At 71.9% G+C, this 16,676-nt stretch carries 21 protein-coding genes and 1 pseudogene; 5 read left to right on the top strand and 17 right to left on the bottom strand.

Going from position 1 to position 16,676, the window contains the following annotated elements; genetic code table 11:
- Nucleotides 1-3: 3 nt before the first annotated feature.
- The 13 genes from fliF to GRQ65_RS00050 all read right to left on the bottom strand — a co-directional run bounded on the left by fliF (nucleotide 4) and on the right by GRQ65_RS00050 (nucleotide 9,218).
- Complete coding sequence (gene fliF, locus GRQ65_RS00110) at nucleotides 4-1,608, bottom strand: flagellar basal-body MS-ring/collar protein FliF (RefSeq protein ID WP_160873955.1); 1,605 nt, start codon at nucleotides 1,606-1,608, stop codon at nucleotides 4-6.
- Nucleotides 1,608-1,952, bottom strand: coding sequence for a flagellar hook-basal body complex protein FliE (gene fliE, locus GRQ65_RS00105; RefSeq protein WP_160873953.1), 345 nt, complete (start codon nucleotides 1,950-1,952; stop codon nucleotides 1,608-1,610). Before fliE ends, fliF begins: the two co-directional genes overlap by 1 nt.
- The gene (locus tag GRQ65_RS00100) at nucleotides 1,952-2,344 is read right to left on the bottom strand and encodes a flagellar basal body rod protein FlgC (protein WP_160873951.1); all 393 of its coding nucleotides are present in this window, start codon (nucleotides 2,342-2,344) and stop codon (nucleotides 1,952-1,954) included. The genes fliE and GRQ65_RS00100 overlap by 1 nt, the downstream gene beginning before the upstream one ends.
- Nucleotides 2,344-2,700, bottom strand: a complete 357-nt coding sequence (locus GRQ65_RS00095; protein ID WP_337191386.1) for a flagellar basal body rod protein FlgB — start codon at nucleotides 2,698-2,700, stop codon at nucleotides 2,344-2,346. The genes GRQ65_RS00100 and GRQ65_RS00095 overlap by 1 nt, the downstream gene beginning before the upstream one ends.
- A 166-nt stretch (nucleotides 2,701-2,866) precedes the next feature.
- Nucleotides 2,867-3,382, bottom strand: a complete 516-nt coding sequence (locus GRQ65_RS00090) for a hypothetical protein (protein ID WP_160873947.1) — start codon at nucleotides 3,380-3,382, stop codon at nucleotides 2,867-2,869.
- Between the two features lie 6 nt (nucleotides 3,383-3,388).
- Nucleotides 3,389-3,760 carry a response regulator gene (locus GRQ65_RS00085; RefSeq protein ID WP_160873945.1) on the bottom strand — a complete coding sequence of 124 codons (372 nt, stop codon included), beginning with the start codon at nucleotides 3,758-3,760 and terminating at the stop codon, nucleotides 3,389-3,391.
- Nucleotides 3,757-4,263, bottom strand: coding sequence for a chemotaxis protein CheX (locus GRQ65_RS00080; protein ID WP_160873943.1), 507 nt, complete (start codon nucleotides 4,261-4,263; stop codon nucleotides 3,757-3,759). Before GRQ65_RS00080 ends, GRQ65_RS00085 begins: the two co-directional genes overlap by 4 nt.
- Entirely contained in the window at nucleotides 4,260-4,643 is a 384-nt protein-coding gene (locus GRQ65_RS00075; protein WP_160873941.1) for a response regulator, read from the bottom strand. The genes GRQ65_RS00080 and GRQ65_RS00075 overlap by 4 nt, the downstream gene beginning before the upstream one ends.
- Before the next feature lie 77 nt (nucleotides 4,644-4,720).
- Nucleotides 4,721-5,065, bottom strand: coding sequence for a hypothetical protein (locus tag GRQ65_RS00070; RefSeq protein WP_160873939.1), 345 nt, complete (start codon nucleotides 5,063-5,065; stop codon nucleotides 4,721-4,723).
- 3 nt (nucleotides 5,066-5,068) lie between these two features.
- Entirely contained in the window at nucleotides 5,069-5,464 is a 396-nt protein-coding gene (gene fliS / locus GRQ65_RS00065; protein WP_160873937.1) for a flagellar export chaperone FliS, read from the bottom strand.
- A gap of 71 nt (nucleotides 5,465-5,535) precedes the next feature.
- Nucleotides 5,536-6,903 (bottom strand): flagellar filament capping protein FliD, encoded by a 1,368-nt coding sequence (gene fliD, locus GRQ65_RS00060; RefSeq protein WP_160873936.1) that lies wholly within the window; start codon nucleotides 6,901-6,903, stop codon nucleotides 5,536-5,538.
- Between the two features lie 122 nt (nucleotides 6,904-7,025).
- On the bottom strand, nucleotides 7,026-8,147 hold the full coding sequence (locus GRQ65_RS00055; protein WP_160873935.1) for a flagellin N-terminal helical domain-containing protein: 1,122 nt from the start codon (nucleotides 8,145-8,147) through the stop codon (nucleotides 7,026-7,028).
- Between the two features lie 153 nt (nucleotides 8,148-8,300).
- Nucleotides 8,301-9,218 (bottom strand): sigma-70 family RNA polymerase sigma factor, encoded by a 918-nt coding sequence (locus GRQ65_RS00050; protein WP_337191385.1) that lies wholly within the window; start codon nucleotides 9,216-9,218, stop codon nucleotides 8,301-8,303.
- Nucleotides 9,219-9,472: 254 nt separating this feature from the next.
- Here GRQ65_RS00050 and GRQ65_RS00045 point away from each other — a divergent pair, with 254 nt between their 5' ends.
- From GRQ65_RS00045 to csrA, 5 genes are all read left to right on the top strand, one after another.
- Nucleotides 9,473-10,027, top strand: coding sequence for a flagellar protein FlgN (locus tag GRQ65_RS00045; RefSeq protein ID WP_160873931.1), 555 nt, complete (start codon nucleotides 9,473-9,475; stop codon nucleotides 10,025-10,027).
- 15 nt (nucleotides 10,028-10,042) lie between these two features.
- Nucleotides 10,043-11,434, top strand: coding sequence for a flagellar hook-associated protein FlgK (gene flgK, locus GRQ65_RS00040; protein WP_160873929.1), 1,392 nt, complete (start codon nucleotides 10,043-10,045; stop codon nucleotides 11,432-11,434).
- A gap of 1 nt (nucleotide 11,435) precedes the next feature.
- Nucleotides 11,436-12,326 (top strand): flagellin N-terminal helical domain-containing protein, encoded by an 891-nt coding sequence (locus GRQ65_RS23650; protein WP_160873927.1) that lies wholly within the window; start codon nucleotides 11,436-11,438, stop codon nucleotides 12,324-12,326.
- Between the two features lie 17 nt (nucleotides 12,327-12,343).
- A complete protein-coding gene (gene fliW, locus GRQ65_RS00030) occupies nucleotides 12,344-12,760 on the top strand; it encodes a flagellar assembly protein FliW (RefSeq protein ID WP_160873925.1) in 417 nt (138 codons plus the stop codon).
- 62 nt (nucleotides 12,761-12,822) lie between these two features.
- Nucleotides 12,823-13,059, top strand: coding sequence for a carbon storage regulator CsrA (gene csrA / locus GRQ65_RS00025; protein ID WP_160873923.1), 237 nt, complete (start codon nucleotides 12,823-12,825; stop codon nucleotides 13,057-13,059).
- A 266-nt stretch (nucleotides 13,060-13,325) separates the two neighbouring features.
- Here the strand turns inward: csrA and GRQ65_RS00020 are convergent, their stop codons facing one another.
- The 4 genes and pseudogenes from GRQ65_RS00020 to GRQ65_RS00005 form a co-directional block, all read right to left on the bottom strand.
- Complete coding sequence (locus tag GRQ65_RS00020) at nucleotides 13,326-14,162, bottom strand: CheR family methyltransferase (RefSeq protein ID WP_160873921.1); 837 nt, start codon at nucleotides 14,160-14,162, stop codon at nucleotides 13,326-13,328.
- A complete protein-coding gene (locus tag GRQ65_RS00015; RefSeq protein ID WP_160873919.1) occupies nucleotides 14,159-15,301 on the bottom strand; it encodes a chemotaxis-specific protein-glutamate methyltransferase CheB in 1,143 nt (380 codons plus the stop codon). The genes GRQ65_RS00020 and GRQ65_RS00015 overlap by 4 nt, the downstream gene beginning before the upstream one ends.
- On the bottom strand, nucleotides 15,298-16,221 hold the full coding sequence (locus GRQ65_RS00010; RefSeq protein ID WP_160873917.1) for a hypothetical protein: 924 nt from the start codon (nucleotides 16,219-16,221) through the stop codon (nucleotides 15,298-15,300). Before GRQ65_RS00010 ends, GRQ65_RS00015 begins: the two co-directional genes overlap by 4 nt.
- A gap of 100 nt (nucleotides 16,222-16,321) precedes the next feature.
- Nucleotides 16,322-16,676: pseudogene (locus GRQ65_RS00005) on the bottom strand (methyl-accepting chemotaxis protein); the annotation flags it as partial.

Raw genomic sequence — 16,676 nt, 5'->3', positions numbered from 1 at the left:
TCGTCACGGGCGCTCCGCGAGCCAGCCGCGCAGCAGCGTGGCGACGTCGTCGGGCTGGCGCGAGATGAGGTCGTCGACCTCACCGCGCAGGTGCTTGCTGCGCGCGGCGTCAGCCTCGGCGAGGGCGAGCTCGGCCGGTGCGACGGGCTCCAGCATCTGCGTCGCGGTGACCCGGCTCTCCTGGTCGGCGCGGATCTGCTCGACGAGCATCGCGGCGGTCCGGTCGCGCTTCTTGGCGCGGCGCCGCGCGGCGAGGAGCGCGCCGAGCACGAGCAGCGCGACGAGGACGGCGAGGCCGATGTCGCGGAACTGCTGCTGGCGGGCGGCGGCGGCCGCCTCGCTCTCGGCGGCCGCGAGCTCCTTCGCGGCCTCCTTCTCGGCGGTGCGGTCGAAGGTGAACTCGCTGACGGCGATCGTGTCGCCGCGGGCCCGGTCGAGCCCCGCGGTCGCGGTGACGAGCTGGCGGATGTCGTTGGCGTTGACGTTGGCCAGGGTGGTGGCGGAGAGGTCCAGCGCGACGCCGACGTTGAGCTTCTCGATCGAGCCCGGCGCGGTGACGCGGCGCTCGCGCACCTCGTCGACGGCGTTGTCGCGGGTCGTCGACTCCTTGGAGTAGTTGGAGTCACCGCCGCCGGCGTTGGGGTCGGTCTCCATCTGGCCGTCGGGGCCGACCACGCCGCCCGCGACCGCGGTGCCGGCCGCGCCGGTGTAGGTCTCGGTGTTGGTGGACTCCGAGAGCGGCGGGACGCCGTCGGCGGCCGTGTAGGTCTTGGTGTCGACCGTGGCGTCGTCGAAGTCGAGGTCGGCGGTCACCTGGACGGTGGAGTTGCCCGGGCCGAGGACGCGGTCGAGCATCGTCTGCAGCTTGGACTGGTACTGGTCCTGGACGTCCTGCACCATCTGCGCGCGGGTGCCGCCGCCGTCCGCGCCGCCACCGCCGGGCGAGGTCAGCACCTTGCCGGTCGAGTCGGCGACGCTCACGTTGTCGGGGTTCAGCCCGTCGATGCTGGAGGCGACGAGGTTGACGATCGCCTGCACCTGCTCGGGGTCGAGCGAGACGCCCGGACGGGTCTTGACGAGCACGGAGGCGGTGACCGGGTTCTGCTCCTCGGCGAAGACCTCCTTCTCGGGGATCGCCAGGTGCACCACCGCGGTGTCCACGCCGTCGATCGCCTCGACGGTCTTGGCGAGCTCGCCCTCCATCGCGCGCTTGAAGTTCGTGTCCTGCTGGTCCTCCGAGAGCGACATGCCCTGGTCGTCGAGGATGGAGTAGCCACCCTCCTCCGAGTTCGCCGGCAGCCCCTCGCCGCTCAGCGCGATCCGCGTGGAGTAGACCTGGTTGCGCGGCACCATGACGGTCGTGCCGCCGTCCGCGAGCTCGTACGGCGTGCCGTCGGCGTCGAGCTGGTCGACGACCGCCGACGCGTCGCTGGCCGACATGTCGGAGAACAGCGGCGCGTAGTCGGGGGCCGAGGCCCAGCGGAAGACCATGAAGCCACCGAGCAGCAGGGCCAGCGTGCCGAGCACGCTGACGACCTTCTGGCCGGCCGTGAAGCCGCCGAAGGTGCTGCGCCCGCTGTCGAAGACCCGGACCAACGAGTCCTTCATCAGACCGGCATCCTCATCATCTCGGTGAACGCCTCGAGCGCCTTGTTGCGCACGGCGACGGTGACCTGGGTCATGACCTGGGCCTGCGTCGCGGCGATCGTGTAGTCGTGGATGTTGGACAGGTCACCGGTCGCGGCCTGCACGGCCAGCGCGTCGCTCTGCTGCTGGGTCGCGCTGAGCCGCTCGATGCCGTCGATGACCATGTCGCCGAAGTCCTTGTTGGGCCCCTCGGGACCCTGCGGGCCGCTGGTGCGCGCGGCGCCGTTCAGCGCGTCCGCGCCGGCGACCTGCGGGGCGGCGTACGGCGTGAAGCCGGCGACGCTCTCGATGCCCGAGACGCTCATCAGGCACCACCGATCTGGATCGCGCTGCTGTAGGAGTCCTGGGCGTACTTCGTGACCTGGACCGCGGCCTGGTAGCCGCGCTGGGCCATGACGAGCTGCGTCATCTGGCTGGCCATGTCCATCGCCGGCGCGCGCACGTTGCCGTCCTCGTCGGCCAGCGGGTGGGTCGGGTCGTACTCGATGACGCCCTCGGGGTCGCTCAGCGCGATGCCGGCGACGTCGACACCGCGGCCCGGGTCGGCCTCCGCGATGACCATCTGCGCTTGGAAGGCGTCCTGGTCGGTGCTGCGGATCGTGTTGGCGTTGGCGATGTTGTAGGCCAGCGCGTCGAGCCAGGTCTGGTGCATGCCCAGGCTGGAGCTCGCGATGTTGAGCGTGTCGAAGGCGCCCATCACATGCTGCCTGCGACGGTCTTGACGAGGGAGTACTGGTCGGTGACCGCGCGCGTCATCAGCTGGTACTGGAACTGGGTCTGCGTCGCGGCCATCGTCTCCTTGCGCAGGTCGACGTTGTTGCCGTTGGCGCCGACCGGGGTGACGGTCGGGACGAGCTGGGCCGCGATCTGCGGGTCGTCTCCGTCGGCGATGGCCTCGCGCAGGGACGACTCGAACTCGACACCGGTCGCGCGGAAGTCGGGGGTGTCGACGTTCGCGATGTTGTCGGCGATGACTTGCTGGCGCAGCGACAGGCCGTCGAGGGCCGAGGACAGCACGGCCAGCACGGAGCCACCGCCGGTGAGGGCAGGCACGGACAACGCAGGGCCTCCGAGGTCGGGTGCGGTGCGCCGGTCCGTCGGCGGAGGGGGTGAGCGATCCGTGCTCAGAGTGCCCATCGGTCACCGCGCGGGCGACCTGAGGGGTTGGTGCGGATTTCTCGTCAGGTGGTCTGGATCAGCTGGTCCGGCTCGGGCGCGCTCAGGCGCAGACGACGACCGAGAACAGCCCGGTGCCGTAGCCCGCGATGTCGACGGTGAAGTCCTCGCGGCGCCCCAGCGGCACCAGCCGGATGTGCACGGCGGGCGGGATCCTGGTGCCCGAGGGGTGCACGTCCCTCAGCTTGACGTGCACCGCGCCCTCGGCGTTGAAGACGGCGGCCATGACGTTGAGGACCTCGTAGAGGTTCTCCGAGAGCGTCTCGTCCAGCGCCTTCGCCTCGATCGCGGCCGCGGCGCCGCTCGGCGGCACCAGGCCGATCGCCGCGCCGGCGTACGCCGAGAAGGCGAGGTCGCACGCGATGACCGCGCGTACGCCGAGCCGGTCGTCGACGTAGACCGCGACGGTCTTGGCCTCGGCCGAGCCCGGCGACATCGGGGTGGTGGGGGAGAGGGACACGTCTCGCCCGAGCAGCCCGGCGAGCTGCTCCTTCACGTCTTTCGGGGTGGGGAGGTACGTCGTGGCGACGGTGCCTGCCGAGGGTCCGGCGATGCTCACGGCGCGTCAGCCCATCGAGGCGAACACACCGGTGAGCGCCTCGTCGAAGGCCTCCGGGGTGAACGGCTTGGCGATCAGGAACGCCGCGCCCGACGCGGCCGCGCGGGCTCGCATCTCGTCGGAGCCCTCGGAGGTCACGAAGCCGAAGGCGACGGTGCTGCCGGAGGCGCGGAGGGTGTCGAGGGCGTCGATGCCGGTCATCTCGGGCATGTTCCAGTCCGAGAGCACGAGGTCGGGGGACTCGCTGCGGACCTTCTCGACCGCCTCGCGGCCGTTCTCGGCCTCGATGAGCTCGTGGCCGGCGTGGCCGGCCTGGCGCAGGGTGCGGATCACGATCTGACGCATGACCCGGCTGTCGTCGGCGATCAGGATCTTCACGGGAGCATCTCCTGGGGTGGTGCGGTGGGGGACTCGCCTCGTGACCCTGCCGTCAGCACGCGGACCCGCAGCGGGGTGCCGCGCCAGGTCAGGTCGAGGGTCAGGGTGGGGGCGAGCTCGGAGGGGGCGGCGAGCGGGCTGTGCCCGACGACGGGCAGGGAGAGTCCGCTGGGGCCGGGCACGAGGGCCTTGACGTTGCCGCCGATCATGTTGGCGAGCTCGCCGACGGCGTCGACGAGGTCCTCGGAGGCGGGCTCCTCGTCGTCGTCCATCGCGAGCATCGCGCGGGTGAGGGCGACGGCCGCGCTCTCAGCGAGGTCGACGGCGATCATGCCGTGCCACGCGCCGGTCACGCTGACGGCCGAGGACCAGCACGGGCTCGCGTCGTTCCACGGCGCCGGCGGTGCCGGGAGGGGACCCTCGTCGAGGACGTAGGTCGACCACACCTGGGCGACCAGGGTCTCGAGGTCCTGCTGGGCGAGCTCGGGGGCGAGTGCGGTCATGCCGACACCTCCTGGGACTGGAAGCCGAGCAGCGCCAGCTTGTCGAGAATGGCCTCGGGCGGGAACGGCTTGATGACGTACTCGTGGGCGCCCGCGGCGAGGGCGCGGACGATCTGGCTGTGCTCGCCCTCGGTCGTCACCATCATCAAGGTGACGTCGCGCCACTCGGGCCGCTTGCGGACCTCGCAGACGAACTGGTAGCCGTCCATGACCGGCATGTTCCAGTCGATCATGCAGACGTCGGGGACCAGCCCGGCCTCCATGTGGTCGAGGGCCTCACGTCCGTGGGCAGCCTCGGTGGTCTGCCAGCCGACGGGTGCGATGATGCGGCGCAGGATCGCCCGCATCGCCCGTGAGTCGTCGATGATCAGTGCGTGCACGAGGGGTCTCCTGCGGTCGTCGGTGGGCGGTCGGGGTGGGCGGTCGGGGTGAGGTTTCTTGGGTGGGTCGTGGGGTCTCAGGCCGAGACGTCGACGTAGACGGCACCGGGCTGGGCCCCGGCCGAGATGGCGGTGACGCCGTCGACGACGGCCTGGCGCTGCGCCGTACGACCGAGCCGCTCGCCGAGCGTGCGCAGCACCTGCTGCTGGCGGGCGAGGATGTCCTCGGCGCGGGGGCGCAGCGACGAGGGGATGGGTCCGTAGTCCTCCGGCTGGTGCCAGGTGGTGAGCTCGCCCAGCAGCGCGGGGGAGTCCACCGAGCGCTCCGCGCGGATCAGGTCGAGCTCGATGCGGTCCAGCGCGGTCTCCCACGCCTGGTGGCGGTCCGCGAAGCGCTGGTCGAGGTCGGCGAGCGTGGACACGGCTCAGACCGCCTGCGCGGTCGTCGTCTGCGCGACGGTCTGCATCGCGGCCTGGCGCCAGGTGGCGGCGAGGTCGGTGACCAGACCGAGGCACCCCTCGGTGACGCCGGCGTCCTTGGTGACGTTGGCCCGCACGAGCTCGAGGTGCAGGAAGTCGTAGAGCGAGGCGAGCCCCGGGCCGCCCTCCCAGTCGTCGGTGCGCAGGCTGGAGCGGAGCTCGAGCACGATCTCCTGGGCGTGGAGGAGCTCGCGGTGCGCCGTACCGAGGTCGCCGCGGCGCTGCGCGTCGAGGCCGCGGGTCAGGTCGAGCACGAGCCGGTCGCACAGCATCACGAGCAGCCGCGCCGGCGACGCGGTCAGGACCGAGGCGTCGAGGTAGGCGTTGTGCTGCTGGTTCATGGTGAGCCTCCCGGTCGGGTGGTCGTGGGTGCGGAGTCAGGGGGGTGCGGGGGACGTGCGGGAACCGTGGGTCAGGAGTAGGACGGCAGGCTCGAGATCTGGCCGGAGAGCCAGCTCGACTGCTGGTTCATCTGGTTGAGCGCGGTCTCGAGGGCCGTGAACTGCCGCTCGAGCGTCTCCTTGCGCTGGGCCAGTCGCACGTCCCAGGCGTCGATGCTGTCCTGGAGACGGTCGACGCCCGACCGACGGCTGGCTATCGAGGTGGTGATGGTGCCGGTCGTCGAGTCGCTCGCGGCCTTGGCGACCTTCTCGAGCCGAGCAGCGAACCCGTTCTGCTCGGCGGTCGCCCCGGCGGTGAACAGCGCCTCGGTGCCGGCCGGGTCCTTGGCGTAGGCCGTGGCGAAGGCGTTGGTGTCGAAGGTGATCTTGCCGGTGCGGTCGCTCTGGATGCCGACCTTGGCGAGGGTGGTGCTGCCCACCGCGGAGAAGAGCGTGCTGAGCACCGAGGTGCGCAGGTTGCGCGACATCGCGTCGCCCGCCAGGACCCCGGAGGCGCCGGCGGTCGCGCTGTTGGCCGTCTGGGTGTCGATCTCGGAGATGAGGCTGTTGGCCGAGGCGACCAGGTCGGCGATCGCCGCGCTGATCTTGGACACGTCCTGCTTGACCGTGACGGTGGAGGTCGAGCCGACCACGGCGTCGTCGGACAGGGTGACGGTGACGCCGGGGGTGAGGTCGGCGAAGGTGTTGGTGGTCGAGGTGGCGACGATGCCGGAGCCGAGGTCGATCCGGGCGTCCGCGCCGGCGCGGACGGTGGCCCCGCCGAGCAGTGCGGAGCCGTCCTCGGCCGTGATGGTGAAGTCGCTGGCCGCACCTGTGGCGACCGACTCGACGATGAGCCGGTAGCCGTCGGCGGACTTGACCGGCGTGGCGCGCAGCCCGGTGTTGTTGGCCGAGTCGTTGATCGCCGCGACCAGCCCCTTGAGGGTGCCGTCGCCGGTGTCGATCTGCACGGGCGTGCCGTCGAAGCGGTCGATGGTGACCTTGGTCGAGCCGCCCGTGACGGTGTCGGTGAGGGCGGCCGCGGAGGTGAAGCCGAGCTGGTGGGTCTGGGCCACGGCCGTGACGGTCACGGAGAAGCGGCCCGGGCCGGCCGTCGTGCTGTCGGCGCTCACGCTGACCCCGCTGGGGGTCGTGCCGGTGGTCGAGACCGACGCGGTCACGGCGTCCCAGGTGGCCGGCTTCGCGAGCGAGGCGGCCTTGCTCCCGACGAGGGCGGCCTTGGTGTTGAGCGTCTGCAGGGCCGTGACGACCTTCTGCTCGGTCGTGACGCGCGCCTTGAGCCGGGTCTGGGGGACCGCCTCCAGCTGCATGAACTGGCTGACGAGGCTCGCGGTGTCGAGCCCGGACGAGAGTCCGCTGATGCTGGCGCTGCTGGCCATGAGGGGTGCCTCCTCCCCGGTGTCGTCGTCCTGCGCCGTGTCGACGTGCGCAGGTCAGGCCGAGACCGACCGGCCGACTGCCCGTGGTGCCACGGGCAGCCGGCCGACGGTCATGGTGTGGATCAGCCGCGGAGGAGGCTGAGCACGCCCTGCGGGGCGGAGTTCGCCTGGGCGAGCATCGCGGTGCCGGCCTGGGAGAGGATCTGCGACCGGGTGAAGCTCATCATCTCCTGCGCCATGTCCGTGTCACGGATGCGGCTCTCGGACGCCGACAGGTTCTCGGCCGTCACGTTCAGGTTGTTGATGGTGTGCTCGAACCGGTTCTGCAGAGCACCGAGCTGCGCACGCGAGGTCGAGACCGCCTTGATGGCGTCGTCGATCTTGCTGATCGCCGCGTTGGCGCCGGCCTTGCTCGACAGGTCGACCGAGGTGAGGCCCAGGTCGGCCGAGGAGAAGCCCGCGTTGGCGCCGGCCGCGGCGGTGTTGTCGGCAGTGGACAGCGTGCCGGTGACGGCGATCGAGCCCGTCTGGCCGGTCTTCGAGGTGACCTCGAGACCGCCCTTGTCATTGACCTTCGCCGTGTAGCTCGCGGCGAAGCCGGTGTCGGCGTTCAGCTGGCTGGCGATGTCGTTGGCGTCGCTCGAGGCGGTGACGGCGACGGTGGTGGCGACACCGCCCTGGGTGAAGACCGCGTTGCCGGCGGTCGTCACGGCCGAGCCGTTGTCCCACGAGGACTTGGCGCCGCCAGTGCCGGTGGAGGTCACGCTGACGTTGATGGTGTCGTTCGCGGCGTAGCCGACCTGGAACTGCTTGTTGTTGTAGTTGCCGTCGAGGACCTTGATGTTGTTGAAGGTCGTCTTGTCGGCGATCCGGTCGAGCTCCGCCTTGAGGGCCGTGGACTCCTCGTTGATCGCGGCCCGCGAGGTGGTGTCGTTGGAGTCGTTGGCCGACTGCACGGCCAGGTCGCGCACGCGCTGCAGGATCGAGTGCGTCTCGGTGAGCGCGCCCTCAGCGGTCTGGACGACGCTGACGCCGTCCTGGGCGTTGCGCACGGCCACCTTGATGCCGCCGACCTGCGAGCGCAGGCCCTCGGAGATCGCCAGACCGGCCGCGTCGTCCGCCGCACGGTTGATGCGGTAGCCGCTGGACAGCTTCTCCAGCGACTTCGACATCTGCCCCTGCGTGACCGACAGGTTGCGGTAGGAGTTGAAGGCGTCGATGTTCTGGTTGATGCGGAGACCCATGGTGGTTCCTTCCTCGTGGGTGTCTCTGGATGTGTGGTGCAGGAGCCCGTCCGTGGGCTTCCTTCTCCCGCCTCTTCGGCGGTCGTGTGGGGGACCTGAGGAGAATCCGTGCTCGGCTCGTGAATCTCCTGTGGTCGGTCCAGACCGGGTGGCTCAGGCGATGCTGTCGAGCTGCCCGGCCGGCTGCTGCCAGGCCGCGCGGCGCGCGACGTACCGCGACGCGTGACGGTCGGCCACCGCGCTGAAGTAGGCCTCGCGGCGACGGGCCGCGGCGCCGCCGGGGCGGGCGGCCGGACGCACCAGCTCGGGCTCCAGGGCGGAGTTGAGGGCGTCGCGCAGCAGCACGAGGGCCTCGGCGCGGATCTGCGAGACCCGCGACTCGGTGATGCCGAGCTCGACCGCGATCTCGGTCATCGGGCGCTCGTCGAGGAAGTAGCCCTGGACGACCGCGCGCAGGCGCTCGGGGAGCTCGGCGACGGCCTCGACGAGGTACTGCAGCCGCTCGCGGTGCTCGACCAGCGCGTCGGGCGACGGCTCGGTCGCCGCGAGGCCGTCGGAGGCGGTGCCGTGCTCGTCGGCCGCGTCGAGCGAGAGCACCGAGGCGCGGGCGACGTCCTCGTCGGACTGCTCGACCTCGGCCACGGAGATCCCCAGCGACGCCGCCACCTGGGCGTCGTCCGGTGCGGTCCGCAGCGTCGCCGCGAGCGTGGCGCGGGCGGACTCGATCTCGCGGCCCTTGCGGCGCACCGAGCGCGAGGCCCAGTCGACCGTGCGGAGCTCGTCGAGCATGGCGCCACGGATGCGACGCGAGGCGTAGCGGGAGAACGGGATGCCCCGCTCCTCCTCCCAGGTCTGTGCGGCGCGGAACAGCGCGCTGCAGCCGGCCGAGTGCAGGTCGTCGCGGTCGACGTGGGACGGCACGCGGGCGAGCGTCTCGCGGACGATGTAACCGACCAGGGGGAGGTGCTCGCGGACGAGCTGCTCGACCACCAGGTCGTCGTTCGACGGCGCCAGGTGCAAGGAGCGCTCACCGGCGGGGTGGACCGGCGACGGGGTGGGCTGGGGGATCACGAGAGCCATTCCAGTGGCGGACGGCTTGCCGGGTCCTGACAACCGCCACGCTCTGACCGAAGCGATTTCGGGCATGGCCCGAACGGGCTACTCGAACCTTCTGAAGAGTTCTTCAAGTGCCAAGGTCGTCCTGCTATTGCGGTCTACGATCCACAGGTCGGTAACGAAATGACCCGGTATCGCTCATGTGGCGGACAGGTGTGCCGAAGGGGACCACGTGGACCGCATCTGCGATCCGGAGAGGCGGGTGTCGGATGGACACCTCAGGGCTGGGGGGCCAGACCCCCGTGCCGCCGCGCGACGACGCGGCGCAGCACGTCGCCCGTGAGGCGGTGCAGCAGCTGTCGCAGGTGCTGTGGCGCGAGCGCGAGCTGCTCGACGAGCTGGCCTACGCGCTCGAGGTCGAGCAGCTGATCCTCGCCAGTGGTCGCACCCGGTGGCTCGTGCGCGCCGCCGGCTCGGTCGAGACGGTCCTGGGGGATCTTCGCTCGACCGAGCTGCTGCGCGCCGTCGCTGCCGACGCCGTCGCTGCGGCGTTCGGCCTCGACACCAACCCCTCGCTGCGCCAGCTTGCGACCGAGCTGCCGGAGCCGTGGACCGAGATCTTCGGCGAGCACCGCGAGGCGCTCGTCAAGGTCACCCAGGAGATCACGACGCTGGCCGACAGCAACCGCGAGCTCATCACCAGCGGCTTCCGCTCCGCGCGCGAGACCCTGCTCTCCCTGGGGGAGAGCACCGACGGCTACGCCGCCGACGGCAGCGCGGTCTCGGCCAGCGCGGGCACCGCCCGCGTGGACTTCTCGATCTAGACGGGGCGCGACGACATGACCGGCACCTTCGCCTCCTTCAACACGGCGCTGAGCGCGATCCGCCACCAGCGAACCGTGATGGACACCGCGAGCACCAACATCGCGAACGTCGACACCCCCGGCTACGTCCGCCGCCGCGCCGAGGCCGCCTCGCTCGGCGGCGCGACCGAGGTCGCCATGTGGTCGCGCGACACCAGCGCCGGTCACGGCGTCGTCACGGCCGGCATCACGCGGATGAGCGAGCCGCTGCTCGACGCCCGGTCGCGGCGCGAGCACGGCCGCTCGGCGTACCTCGACACCCGCCTCGAGGTGCTCAAGCGGGTCGAGAGCGGCACGGGCGAGCCCGGCGACGACGGCGTCGCCGCGGCGATGAGCGAGTTCAACAAGGCCTGGCAGGACCTCGAGAACCACCCGCAGGTCGGGGGTGCCTCCCGGGAGCAGGTCCTGGCCGTCGGCCAGGGGCTCGCGGACGCGATCCGCGCGCAGGCCACCAACATCACCTCCGAGCAGAGCGACCAGCGCGGTCGGATGATCGACCTCGTCACCGAGGTCAACGCGACCGCCAAAGACCTCGCCGCGGTCAACCAGCGCCTCGCCCAGGCCGCGTCGTTCGGTCTCGCCGACAACGACCTCCAAGACCAGCGCGACGTGCTCGCGCTCCGTCTCTCGGAGCTGACCGGCGGCGTGACCACCCCGAGGTCCGACGGCGGGCTCGACGTCACGGTCGGCGGCGAGCCGCTCGTCAGCGGCCTCACGGCCAACCAGCTGACCATCACCGGCGGCATCGCGGCCGACGGCTCGGCCGACGGCAACCCGCTGACCTTCGCCGTCGCCGGCAACGCCGTGACCCCCGGCTCCTTCGGAGGCGAGGTCGGGGCCGTGGGCGAGCTGCTCACCACGTCGCTGCCCGGGCTCCTCGGGCAGCTGGACGCCGTCGCGAAGACGCTCGCCGACGCGGTCAACGCCCAGCACGCCGCGGGCTACGACGCCAACGGGGTCGCCGGCACGCCGTTCTTCTCCTACGACCCCGCGGTGGGGGCGGCGAGCTCGCTGCAGGTCGCGATCACCGACCCCAAGCTCATCGCCGCCTCGTCGATCGCCAGCCCTACCGGTAATGAGCAGGGCAGCAACGCCGGCAAGCTCGGCGAGCTCGTGGGCGCCAAGGAGGCCTACGGCCGCCTCATCAACGGTCTGGCCACGGAGATCAGCTCCGCCACGCGGCTCTCGACGACCCAGAACCTCCTCACCTCGCAGGTCGACGGCTCTCGTGAGGCGCTGACGGGCGTCAACTTCGACGAGGAGACGGTCAACCTCGTGGCCGCGCAGCGCGCCTACGAGGCCGCCGCCCGCGTGATGTCGACGATGGACGACGTCCTCGACACCCTCATCAACAGGATGGCGATCTGACGTGACCACGTTCCGCGTGACCCAGCGCACCATCGTCGACCGCTCGCTCAGCGGCATCCAGCTCGGCCTCGGCCGGCTCAGCCAGGTGCAGGAGCAGCTGTCGACCGGCCGGCAGATCAACCGCGGGTCCGACTCGCCGACCGGCACCTCGAGTGCCATGCGGCTGCGCGACTCGCTGTCGTCGGTCGAGCAGTTCTCCCGCAACGCCCAGGACGGCATGGGCCGGCTCAAGGTGGTCGACGACATGATGACCGACGTCACCGAGACCGTCATCAGCGCGCGCGGCCTCGCCCTGCAGGGCGCCAACTCCGGCTCGATGTCGCCGGCCTCGCGCGAGGCTCTCGCGGTCGAGGTCGACCAGCTGCGCGAGGCGATGCTCGACCAGGCCAACGCGACCTACCTCTCCCGCCCCGTCTTCGGCGGCACCGTCAGCGGCGAGAAGGCCTACGACGCCACCGGCACCTTCCTCGGCGACGGGGGCGAGATGAGCCGCCGGGTCGGCGAGGGCACCCGCGTGCGCGTCGACGTCGACGGCCGGACCGTCTTCGGCGACGGCGCGACCTCGGTCTTCTCCGAGCTCGAGGCCCTCTCGACCGCCCTGCGCGCCGGCGACGACGCCGGCGTGCAGACCGCGATCGCCGCCCTCGACACCCGGCAGAAGACGGTCTCCGACGCCCACGCCAAGGTCGGTGCGACGTACAAGCGCATCGAGCAGGCGCAGACCAACCTCGTCGACGCCGAGCTCAACCTGAAGTCCGAGCTCGCGGAGGTCGAGAACGTCGACCTGCCCAAGGCGACGATGGAGCTCAGCATGGCCGAGTTCGGCTACAAGACCGCCCTGGCCGCCTCGGCTCGCGTGATGCAGCCCAGCCTGATGGAGTTCCTGCGGTGACTACCTACGCTGTGCCCATGGTTGAACCCCGCTCCGCCGAGTCTGCCGACGCCGACGTCCCTGTCATCGACCTGGTGCACCCGATGCCCGGGTTCCCGGACGACCGCCGCTTCGCGCTCGTCGACCTCGACGGGACCGGCCAGCTCTGCTCGCTCACCTCGTTGGACCACGCCGACCTGCGCTTCCTGGTCGCCCCGCCGGCGACGTTCTTCCCCGACTACGCCCCCGAGATCGACGACGCCACCATCGCCGACCTGGACATCCGCTCGGCCGACGACGTCATGGTCCTGCTCGTGGTCAACCCCGGCTCGTCGATCGTCACCTCGACGGCCAACCTGCGCGCCCCGGTCGTGCTCAACACCGTCAACCGCCGCGCCTGCCAGGTCGTCGTCGACGACGCCGACCTCTCGGTCAGCACCCCGCTCGTCGCGTGACCCGGCTCTCGCCGGGTCGGTCGGTGACGGGCGCGCGGCCGACCGCCGGGTAGCGTGACCCCATGCTGGTCCTGAGCCGCCGCGTCGGCGAGAGCATCGTGATCGGCGACGACGTCACCGTGACCGTCCTCGAGGTCCGCAGCGACGTCATCCGCATCGGCATCGACGCCCCGCGCTCGGTCGCCGTCCACCGCGCCGAGCTCCTCGTCGAGCTCGAGGCCAGCAACCGCGACGCCGCCTCCCCGAGCCCCGACGCCGTCTCGAGCCTCGCCCAGGAGCTCCGCCGCCGCCGCACCTGACGCCCACCCGGCGCAGCGTGCTGCTGGATTTCCGCCGACCCGGCGCTTCGTGCACATTCAGAGGCGCCGACCCGTCTCTTCGTGCACGGTCAGGGGTGCCGACCCGTCTCTTCGTGCACGCACCCAGGCCCGGCCGGTTGGCCGGCCGTGCACGAAGCGCCGGGTCGGCGTCCTACGGCGTGCACGAAGCGCCGGGTCGGCGTACATGGAACAGCACTCTGCGCCGGGTCGGCGTACATGGAGCAGCAGTTCGAGCCGGGTCGGGGTCAGGCGGCGCCGCTGGTGGCGGCGGTGCGGAGCTGGTAGATCGAGGAGCGGCCGCCGGGGACGCGCTCCCAGGCGTCGTCGATCCCCATGGTCATCTCGGCGGCACCGAGGAAGAGGTAGCCGTCGGGGGCGAGGACCTGGCGCACGCGCTTGAGGATGTCGCGCTTGGTGGGGGTGTCGAAGTAGATCAGCACGTTGCGCAGGAAGACGACGTCGAAGCGGCCCATCGGGGGGAACGGGCGGATCAGGTTGAGCGGTCGGAACGACACGTGTCGCTGGACCTCCGGGCTCACCTTCCACGCGACGCCCGCGCGCTGGAAGTGCTTGACCAAGGTCGTGGCGGGCAGGCCGCGGTTGACCTCGAGCTGGGAGAACTCGCCGCTGCGTGCCTTGGTCAGCATCTCCTCGGACAGGTCGGTGGCCACGATCTCGAAGCTGCGACCCGCCATGACCGGTGTCTCCAGCGCCGTCATGGCGACGCTGTAGGGCTCCTGACCGCTCGAGCAGGCTCCGCACCAGATGCGGATCGGCCTCGTGCCGCGGGTGCCGGCGAGGGCGGGCAGCACCGTGGTGCGCAGGACGGCGAAGGGCTCCGCATCGCGGAACCACGACGTCTCGTTGGTCGTGAGCGCCTCGACGATCTGGCGCATGACTGCCGGCGTACGGCGACGCGACACGTCGGCGACGTAGGCGTCGACGTCGGCGAGCCCGGCCTGGCGGGCGAGGGGGAGCAGTCGCGACTCGACGAGGTACTCCTTGCCGGTGTCGAGGACGATCGCGCTCTCGGCGCGCACGAGCTCGCGGACGAAGCCGAAGGTGCTGGCGCTGATGCTCATCGTGCGGCTCCGTGGGCGAGGGCGGCGACGCGGGCGCGGGGGCCGGCGTCGGAGGTGAGGCGTCGCACGATCTCCTGGGCGAGCGCCGGGACGGGGAGGAGCTGTTCGGCTAGACCGGCCCGGGCGACGGCGCCGGGCATGCCCCACACCACCGAGCTGGCCTCGTCCTGGGCGAGCACGCTGGCGCCGGCGCTGACCAGCGCCCGCGAGCCGTCGCGACCGTCGTGGCCCATGCCGGTGAGCACGAGGCCGAGCGTCTGGGCTCCGAGGAGCGACGCCGCGCTGCGGAACAGCACGTCGACCGCGGGGCGGCAGAAGTTCTCGGCCGGACCCTGGTCGAGCTTGGTCATCAGGTCGGTCCCGCGCGCGACCACCGTCAGGTGGAAGTCGCCGGGTGCGATGGTCACGGTGCCGGGTGCCATCACCTGCCCGGCCTCGGCCTCGCGGACCGGGAACGGACACATCCGGTCCAGCCGGGAGGCGAACTGGCGTGTGAACAGCGGGGGCATGTGCTGCACGATCGCCACCGGGACCGGCAGCGGCGGCAGCGCGCCGAGCAGGGTGGTGAGCGCCTCGGGGCCGCCGGTGGAGCTGCCGATGACGAGCAGCCGGTGGCCCGCGGGCGGCGGCGTCGCCGGCTCGCGCAGCCGGACGGGTGCGGCGGGCGCGGCGGCCGCCGGCAGGTGGCGTCCCGCCTCGGGGGTCGTACGACGGCCCGCGGGTCCGGCGGGCCGGGGGACCAGCGACTTGATCCGGGGGATGAGCGCCTCGCGCACCTGCTCCATCGAGCGGCCGACGCTGCCGACGTTGGCGGGCTTGGTGACGTAGTCGGACGCACCGGCGGAGAGCGCGTCGAGGGTCGCCGCGGCGCCGCGCTCGGTGAGCGTGCTGAACATGATGATGGGCACCCGCGACCCCGAGGCGCGCAGCGCGCGCACGGCCTCGATGCCGTTCATCTCGGGCATCTCGATGTCCATGGTGATGAGGTCGGGGCGCAGCTGCTGCGCCTTCGCCTGGGCGGCCCGGCCGTTGACCGCCGTGCCCACGACCTCGATGGCCGGGTCGGCGGCCAGCACATCGCTGACGAGCCGGCGGATCACCACCGAGTCGTCGACGACCAGCACACGGATGGTGCTCACAGGGCCTCTTCTCCGGACGGCGGGGGCGCCGCGTCCTCTTCGTAGACGGATCGCCACGGGCGGGTGAGCACCTGCTCGACCGCTGCGGGCAGCAGGTCGGCGACGACGCCGGCCTGGAGGGAGCCGGCGACGGCGTTCCACACGCCGTACGCCGCGTCCTGGGCCGAGAACCCGCCGCGGCGGAAGGCCTGGACCCCGGCCAGCTGGGTGTCGGTCGCGAGGCGCAGCCGCTCGCTGGTGACGAGGGCCCACGCGGCCTGGTGCATGGCCGGCGCCCACTCGCCGGTGGTGAGGCGGAGCCGGTCGACGGTGACGCGCCAGCGCTGGCGGGCGCTGTCGTCGGCACCGGCGAGCACCTCGAGGCGCTCGTCGACGACGGGGACGCCGGTGCCCCCGGGGGCGGAGGCCAGCTCGACCCCCGAGCGCAGCAGGGGCGCCGCCATCGCCCGGCGCACCTCGGGCTCCAGGTGCTCCTGCAGGTACGCCGCGACGGCTGCGTCGCTCAGGACGTCGGCGGCCGGTGTGGCACCGGGGTCCTGCACGGCCGTCGAGCCGCTGGTGACCCACGTCCAGTCGAGCACCTCGCGCCGGACGAACCGCTCGAGCGCGGGGGAGTCGCCCACGAGCGACAGCTCCAGTCGGCGCAGCAACCGGGTGTCGCCCTCGGCCGCTCCGCTGATGGCCTCCCCGGCGAGGGGGAGGACGTCGCGCAGGGCGCGGCCGTGGGCCGGGTCGAGCTGCTGCCAGCTCCGGGCCCAGGTCTCCCGGGTGGCCGGGCCCGGGTGCGCATCGGCCAGCCGCCGGAGCTCGTCCGCCCCGGCCGCGAGACCCGACCGCAGCACCGTCGCCACCCGCTCGCCCGCCGCGAGGCGCACGAGGTCGAACCCCAGGGCGGGGGCGCCGAGGTGGCTGTAGGGCATGGTCGGGTCCTCCCTGGTCGGGTCGTCGTCGACGCGGCCGATCGGTGGTGCGTGGGTCGTGCGGGCGGGGCAGGGGCGGTCCGTACGCCGCCGGGGCGGGTCAGGTGGTGAACTGGTTGACGCTCTGGCGCAGGTCGGCGGCCATGCGGGCGAGTTCGTCGACGGCGGACTGGGTCTGGGCGAGGGCTTGGGTGGTGGAGTCGGCTGCTGAGCTGACGCCGGAGATGTTGGTGGCGATCTCGCTGGAGCTGGTGGAGGCTTCGGCGACGTTGCGCGACATCTCGTTGGTGGTGGCGGTCTGCTCCTCGACGGCGGAGGCGATGGTGAGCTGGTAGTCGTTGATCGAGGTGATGATGGTGGAGATCTCACCGATGGCCTCGACCGCACCGGTGGTGTCGCCCTGGATGGCTTCGACGCGGGCGGCGATGTCCTTGGTGGCCTGGGCGGTCTCTTGT

Origin of the sequence: Nocardioides flavescens (assembly GCF_009823805.1) — a bacterium.
Classification (GTDB): Bacteria; Actinomycetota; Actinomycetes; order Propionibacteriales; family Nocardioidaceae; genus Nocardioides; species Nocardioides flavescens.
Note: the sequence above shows the minus strand (reverse complement) of the source record. Positions and strands in the feature narration are given on the sequence as shown.

What these genes read in the sequence shown, in the direction of transcription:
- fliE (WP_160873953.1), bottom strand. Translation starts at nt 1,952, where the DNA reads ATGAGCGTCTCGGGCATCGAGAGCGTCGCCGGCTTCACGCCGTACGCC.
- fliW (WP_160873925.1), top strand. Translation starts at nt 12,344, where the DNA reads ATGGTTGAACCCCGCTCCGCCGAGTCTGCCGACGCCGACGTCCCTGTC.
- fliS (WP_160873937.1), bottom strand. Translation starts at nt 5,464, where the DNA reads ATGAACCAGCAGCACAACGCCTACCTCGACGCCTCGGTCCTGACCGCG.
- fliF (WP_160873955.1), bottom strand. Translation starts at nt 1,608, where the DNA reads ATGAAGGACTCGTTGGTCCGGGTCTTCGACAGCGGGCGCAGCACCTTC.
- flgK (WP_160873929.1), top strand. Translation starts at nt 10,043, where the DNA reads ATGACCGGCACCTTCGCCTCCTTCAACACGGCGCTGAGCGCGATCCGC.
- GRQ65_RS00020 (WP_160873921.1), bottom strand. Translation starts at nt 14,162, where the DNA reads ATGAGCATCAGCGCCAGCACCTTCGGCTTCGTCCGCGAGCTCGTGCGC.
- csrA (WP_160873923.1), top strand. Translation starts at nt 12,823, where the DNA reads ATGCTGGTCCTGAGCCGCCGCGTCGGCGAGAGCATCGTGATCGGCGAC.
- GRQ65_RS00100 (WP_160873951.1), bottom strand. Translation starts at nt 2,344, where the DNA reads ATGGGCGCCTTCGACACGCTCAACATCGCGAGCTCCAGCCTGGGCATG.
- fliD (WP_160873936.1), bottom strand. Translation starts at nt 6,903, where the DNA reads ATGGCCAGCAGCGCCAGCATCAGCGGACTCTCGTCCGGGCTCGACACC.
- GRQ65_RS00055 (WP_160873935.1), bottom strand. Translation starts at nt 8,147, where the DNA reads ATGGGTCTCCGCATCAACCAGAACATCGACGCCTTCAACTCCTACCGC.
- GRQ65_RS00045 (WP_160873931.1), top strand. Translation starts at nt 9,473, where the DNA reads ATGGACACCTCAGGGCTGGGGGGCCAGACCCCCGTGCCGCCGCGCGAC.
- GRQ65_RS00010 (WP_160873917.1), bottom strand. Translation starts at nt 16,221, where the DNA reads ATGCCCTACAGCCACCTCGGCGCCCCCGCCCTGGGGTTCGACCTCGTG.
- GRQ65_RS00080 (WP_160873943.1), bottom strand. Translation starts at nt 4,263, where the DNA reads ATGACCGCACTCGCCCCCGAGCTCGCCCAGCAGGACCTCGAGACCCTG.